We start from the raw sequence: 4,672 nt of genomic DNA, 5'->3' as shown, positions 1-4,672 counted from the left end.
TTGGCCTGGTTAAGGCGATCCTGTGTCGGAGGTCCGAACACGCTCGTCATGTAGAGAGCGATCGCACGGACATCGCCTTCCGGCACCGACGAGAGATTGGCCACGACCTCAGCCATCGGGCCGCGTGCCACACCATGATCGGAATCCCAGCCCTGACGCAGATAGTGAAACAGCGCGTCGGTGGTCCACAGCAAGGGCGAACGCGATTGCGCATTGATGGCATAGGCATGCCAATTGTCGACATCCCCGCCGGAAAATGACGCGGTCGCCTTTTCCGCGCCAAGCGCATTGCGCGGCGTATGGCAGGCGCCGCAATGGGCCAGACCTTCGACCAGATAGGCGCCCCGATTCCATTCCGCGCTTTGCGTGCTGTCGACCTGGTAAGTGCCCTTCTTCAAAAAGAGCAGCTTCCAGCCTGCGACGACGAAGCGCTGATTGAACGGGAAAGAAAGATCGTTGGCGCGGGCAGGCGCGCGGACCGCCGGCCGTGTCATGAGGAACGCGTAAAGTGCGCGATCGTCCTCGCCGGTCACGTTGGTGAAATGGTCGTACGGAAACGTCGGATAAAGATGATGTCCGGCGCGATCGACGCCGGAGCGCATCGCGCGCTGGAAAGCCGCTTCCGGCCAGCGGCCGATACCGGTGTCGGGATCGGGCGTGATATTCGACGAATAGATAGCGCCAAACGGCGTCGGCACCGCCCGGCCGCCGGCAAAGGACTTGCCGCCCGGCGCGGTATGGCAATCGCTGCAATTGCCGATGGCGGCGAGAACCCGGCCGCGTTTGACAAGCGCTGGATCAAAGGACTGCGGTGCGGGAGGTTCGATCGTGTCGATCGCCGGCCGCCAGGTGACGGCAAAGGCCGCGATCGCCCCGCCGATCAGCGCGACTATGGCGGCTCCCCCGATAATTCCCGGCTTTGGCATTCGTCCCAAGCTCTTGTTGCTTTGGGAGGCATTGCTAGCACAAATTGGCCGGCTGCGTCCAAGCTTCGCGCCATGCTCCGGGCGGGTGGCGCTCACAGCGGCGGATCGGACGTTTATTTTATTGCTTGATCTCCGGAGCCGCCGACTCGGCGGCGGAAAATGCGCTCTCAAACACCGCCAGATCCGCGCTCGGCAAATCGCACACCGCCACGTAGGTGAAATTGCCGTCGCTCCAGCTTCGAACGTTGTAGCCTGCGATGGTCTGATCGGGAACCGCCTGGCCAGCTCGCAATGTCGTGAGGCTGACGGTGTGCGCGGCATGCTTGTAGACGATCGTCGCCACCGGATTATTGCCGATGACATCCACCCGGCCGCCGAGCAGCACGAAGCCCCGTGCAGCGAGGTCCGGCACCTGAGGCGATTCAGGCAGCCGCGCCGTGAACCATGGCTTGACCGTGTGGCGGTCGGAGGATGCGATATCGAACGGCTGTGGCGCCAGCAAACCACGGATATGGCCGGCAACGACCTCGCTTGCGACGGTGTCCCTCTGGCCGAAGTGATAGACCGTCTTCATCACGGAGCCCGAGATCACGGCGCCCAATACGGCCGACGCCGCCAGCGCCTGGAACGACCAGCTCCGACGGCGAAGAACCGTGACGTTGCTCGGCCGGTTGGCGTTCGAAGGCTCGATCTCGGCTTTCAGCCTCGCCTGAATGCGCGCCTGCAAATCCGGAGGCACATCGGCCAGCGGGAGCGCGCGAACCGCCTGCCGCAGCGCCATCAGGCGCGAATAGCGGGCTTTCAACGATTCGTCGGTCTCCAGCCGCCGCTCGAATTCGGCCTCCGTAGCCGGATCGAGTTCACCGTCGCAATAGGCGGTCAACAGCAATTCGTCGTTGTCTCGCAGGGACGCAATCATAATTGCTTTCGACCTCCGAGGAGCGCCATCAGGAGCTGCCTGCCACGCGACAGTCGGGACATGACCGTGCCGATAGGAACATTGGTGATCTCGGCGATATCGCGATAATTCATCTGATTGATTTCCCGCAAGACGATCACTTCGCGAAACTGCGCCGGCAATTGCGCCAGGGCTTTCTGGATCTCCCCGGCGTCCGCCTTGAGGAGCGCGGCCTCCTCCGGCGTCTCTATTTTCGTCCCGTGCAGACCTTCATATTCAAGTTCTTGTTGCTCCGCCGCATTGAGGTCGTTGATGTAAGTGACCGTTTTTGGCCTGTTCTTCGTCAGCCAGCTCATTGCCGTGTTGCGCACGATCGTCAGGGACCAGGCACGGGGATTGATGGCGCCAAAGCCTTTGATACCCCGAAACGCCCGTATGGCGGCTTCCTGCACGATATCTTCCGCATCCGATGCATTGCCGGCAAGCCACTGCGCGAGACGATAGGCCTCTGGCAAATGCGGCAGGAAGACTTCATCAAACGCGCTTCGTTCGTCCTTGTCTTGCACTACGGAGACCGACATTTGCTTCTGGTCCGACATTCGATCGGAGCCTTCCTGCCGGTCTTTTAGCATGTGGTTTTTAAGTTCGGTACACCGGAAACCCGTCCGGTGTACCGATAGGGTTTTCGTCACGGCAGAGCTCATGACGCGATTACTTCACGATGATCTTTCCAGTCATCTGCGGATGCAGGCTGCAGAAATAGGTAAAGGTGCCGGCATTGGCGAACGTGTAGGAGAACGTATCGTCAGTATCGAGCGCCTTCGACCGGAAGACTCTGCTGCCGGTTTCGACCACCGTATGAGGAATGTCGTCGCGATTGGTCCACTTCACCGTCGTGCCCACGGGAACAGTCAGCTCCTTCGGCCCGAAGGTAAAATTGTCTATCGCAACGGCAGTGGGCTCCTCCGCCGCGACCGCGCCTAGCGCCAGCATTGCGCCGACGAGCGGCCCCAGGAGCATCGCAATGATCACGGCGCGACCGGGAGTGAATCGCGCCGCGGCGAGGCGGAGGTTACTCAAGAACGTTTGCATGTCGGCTCCTCGATCAGCTGGCCAGTGTCTTGTCGACGATGGCGAGCGGCTTGTTGCCCTGGACGACAGTCACGGTCGCAAGGCCGAGCTTGCTGCGGAGCTGGTCGGCGGGAACCACCATCGGCCCCGGCGAAGGCGCGGTACCGGGAGCTGGTTGCGGAAACGCGGTCGACAAGGCGGTGTGGAAGCTCATGTTGCCCTCTACCTTCTGAGCCAGCTGGTGGATGTGGCCGTTGAGGATGGTCACTGAGCCGAAGCGCTTGAGCAGCTCGAGCGCGCGCATGCCATCGTCGGTACCCCAGCCCCATTCCTTGTAGATGATCTGGAGCGGGATATGGGCAAACACGACGATCGGCGTGCTGTTCGACTTGTCCTTCAGGTCGGCCTCAAGCCAGGCAAGCTGCTCGGGGCCGAAGTTACCCAGGCCGCCGGCCTTCAGATCGACGACGTTGACAAGGCCGATGAAGTGGATGCCGCGATCATCGAAGGAGTACCAGCCGGCACCCTTTGAGCCCTTGCCGTAACGATCGAGATAGGTCTTGCCGCGATCCTCGTCGATGAGATCATGCTCGCCGGGCACCCAGTGGACCTGAACGCCAGTTTCGCCGAATACCTTGTCGGCATCGTCGAATTCGGTGGGCTTGGAGAGGTGAGTGATGTCGCCGGTATGGATGATGAAGGACGGCTTGGTCGACATCGCCTTCACTTTGGCAACCGCTTCGCGCAGCGTGCCGAGCGCATCCGGATTGGCTTTCTTGTCGAAGCCAATGTGGCTGTCGCTCATTTGAAGGAAGGTAAATCCCGTCGTGGGCTCGGCGGCAGCGGCTTCGCCAATCAATCCGATAGAGTGCGGAACGCCACCACTGACCGTCCAGAGCACTCCGGTTCCCGCCCAGACCATGCATTCAAGCACTTCGCGGCGGCCTAACCCCTTTTGATCGTCAAGGCCCTTTTTAGCCATGTCATGTTCTCCCTATGAAGCCAGGCGGCTCCAGATGGGCGCAGGATTGCGCCATGCGAGGGAGACTCGGGGTTTTTGGGCTTTATTCCCGGGAGCGGCCGTTCGGCCGGAAGGACAGGCACGAGGGTTAACAACGGAAAAAGAAAAGGGGGAAGCGGAAATTCCGCTTCCCCCAGATGGGTGACCTTGATCAGGTCTACGTGTTCGAACTTAGAACTGGTAGCGGAGACCGATACCGGGATCGAAGTTGGACGACCTGTTGCCGCCAACGGCCTGGACTGTCGTACCAGCGTTGTTGACGATGAAGTTGCTCGCAAGACCACCGGTCACCTGCGAGTACATCATACCGGCGTAGACGTCGACGTGACGGGCGAAGCGCCAATCGACCACCAGCGAGACCGCATCCAGCGTGCCTGCGCACTGTGAGGATGCCGATCCCAACACAGCACAAGCAGCGAGAGTGCCGGGGGCTGTGGCGAAGGTGTTATCCCACTCGTGGTAATAGGCGCCGGTGATATCGAGAGCCGGCGTGATCGCATACCGCGCGCCGAACCAGGCCGTCTGAAGGATCTTGTCAGACGGGAACGCTGCGTTGCTCACAGCTCCGGCAATGAAGCCCCCTTGCAGGAAGGCGCCAGGCAACAGCGGATTGTTCGGGTTGGAATAGTTGATGTGCTCGTAACCACCGAACAGCTTCCACGGTCCGATGGTGTAACGGGCGCCGACCTGGAACACGGTATCGTCGGAGACCGTGGCTGTGAGCTGACCATACCCGATAGCAACCGCCGGATTTAC

At 61.0% G+C, this 4,672-nt stretch carries 6 protein-coding genes; all 6 read right to left on the bottom strand.

Annotated features, from left to right (window positions below):
* A partial coding sequence (locus WB528_RS13560) for a c-type cytochrome (RefSeq protein ID WP_423888924.1) occupies positions 1-926 on the bottom strand: 926 nt, incomplete at its 3' end.
* A gap of 118 nt (positions 927-1,044) precedes the next feature.
* Positions 1,045-1,845, bottom strand: coding sequence for an anti-sigma factor family protein (locus WB528_RS13555; RefSeq protein WP_423888922.1), 801 nt, complete (start codon positions 1,843-1,845; stop codon positions 1,045-1,047).
* Complete coding sequence (locus WB528_RS13550) at positions 1,842-2,528, bottom strand: sigma-70 family RNA polymerase sigma factor (protein WP_423888921.1); 687 nt, start codon at positions 2,526-2,528, stop codon at positions 1,842-1,844. Before WB528_RS13550 ends, WB528_RS13555 begins: the two co-directional genes overlap by 4 nt.
* Positions 2,529-2,535: 7 nt before the next feature.
* The gene (locus tag WB528_RS13545) at positions 2,536-2,844 is read right to left on the bottom strand and encodes a cupredoxin domain-containing protein (protein WP_423888925.1); all 309 of its coding nucleotides are present in this window, start codon (positions 2,842-2,844) and stop codon (positions 2,536-2,538) included.
* 85 nt (positions 2,845-2,929) lie between these two features.
* A complete protein-coding gene (locus tag WB528_RS13540) occupies positions 2,930-3,877 on the bottom strand; it encodes a metallophosphoesterase family protein (RefSeq protein ID WP_423888920.1) in 948 nt (315 codons plus the stop codon).
* A gap of 210 nt (positions 3,878-4,087) precedes the next feature.
* Positions 4,088-4,672, bottom strand: a 585-nt coding sequence (locus tag WB528_RS13535; protein ID WP_423888919.1) for a porin, incomplete at its 5' end; no start/stop codon positions are given.

This window comes from Bradyrhizobium sp., from assembly GCF_049586575.1.
Lineage (GTDB): Bacteria > Pseudomonadota > Alphaproteobacteria > Rhizobiales > Xanthobacteraceae > Bradyrhizobium.
This window is presented reverse-complemented; position numbering and strand designations above follow the sequence as displayed.

Excerpts from the sequence above, each read along its gene's own strand:
- WB528_RS13555 (WP_423888922.1), bottom strand. The coding sequence starts at position 1,845 with ATGATTGCGTCCCTGCGAGACAACGACGAATTGCTGTTGACCGCCTAT.
- WB528_RS13550 (WP_423888921.1), bottom strand. The coding sequence starts at position 2,528 with ATGAGCTCTGCCGTGACGAAAACCCTATCGGTACACCGGACGGGTTTC.
- WB528_RS13540 (WP_423888920.1), bottom strand. The coding sequence starts at position 3,877 with ATGGCTAAAAAGGGCCTTGACGATCAAAAGGGGTTAGGCCGCCGCGAA.
- WB528_RS13545 (WP_423888925.1), bottom strand. The coding sequence starts at position 2,844 with ATGCTCCTGGGGCCGCTCGTCGGCGCAATGCTGGCGCTAGGCGCGGTC.